1 pseudogene is annotated in these 1,115 nt (G+C 45.4%); it reads right to left on the reverse strand.

Features of this window, described 5'->3' with window-relative positions:
* Positions 1–541, reverse strand: a pseudogene (locus IQ270_RS30470) (ATP-binding protein); the annotation flags it as partial.
* Positions 542–1,115: the final 574 nt, after the last annotated feature.

A 1,115-nucleotide genomic window follows, 5' to 3' on the forward strand; every position in this document is an offset into this window, starting at 1 on the left:
AATCAAATTTATCCTGAAGTTGTTGAGCTAGCTTTACCGACAGAGTTGTCTTCCCAATTCCGCCTACTCCGCTCAACACTACCAAGCGGCATTGTTCTGTGAGAATCCACTGGGCGATCGCACTAATTTCTTGAGTGCGGCCACAAAATTTGGAAATATCTGGGGCTTCACCCCAATCCACTAGCGGGCTCTGAGGACTTTCGCCATAAATCAACGCAGAGTCAGACAGCAGCGGTGTTTGAGGCGATATCGTCTGGGGCGACATTTGTCTGGAGGGCGATCGTAAATGTCGCCACAATGCGGCGCGGAAATTAGCTTTGCTGACTTCTTCTCCAAAAGCTTCGGAGAGCAACTTCCAGAACTTGGGGCCGACATCTCGCATCAGGTAATTGACTTTATATTGAGAAATCTCGGCTATTTGCTCGTAGGTCATCCCCAGACACGCCCCACGCAAAATCGTTACTTCCGGGTCGCTGAGGTGTCTTTCCGTTTCGGCAAAAACCGCTGTATCTATAAGTTTGAGGGTTTCTTCAAATTCCATTGCTTTGCTAGAGGTTGCGATGCAGTGTCCTGACTGACTTCACCATAACCCTAAGTTAACAAAGCTTTTTAGTTGACTGACTTATGCTGTATTATTTTTTAGGATTATGTTATGCTTAATTATGTCTAACAGTAAAGTTCAGTGCGGTTTTAGAGCAGCCAAGTAGTACCCGAACCCCTTGATGCCCTGTACCGGAGGTCAGAGGAACAGTCAGCAGCTACAGCATATTCCTCGCAGACATTGTATTTTCCCAAACAACCTTAGCTAATTCAGGTTCATGCTATGAGGCTCGTACACAATTCCTCGGATTCCGAGATTAGCAAACAGATATTTGTCTGAATCTGATGGCAGCAGTCCAGATGCAGATGAGTTTGTTAGAGCTTTGCAATCAGTTTATGGAACAAAGTCGGTTCATTGACTAACTCATGTCATAGAACGGCTAGAATTATGTTATGTTTTTGTATGATATACAGTTAACCACTGTTTAGGAGGCAATTAGTCAAGCGGTAGGCGATCGCCTTGACACCCCCTATCACAAGTCAGAGAAACAGTCAGCAGTTAAGTTGCGCGCTTC

The sequence above is a fragment of the Microcoleus sp. LEGE 07076 genome, assembly GCF_015207455.1.
Taxonomy (GTDB): Bacteria; Cyanobacteriota; Cyanobacteriia; order Cyanobacteriales; family Microcoleaceae; genus Microcoleus.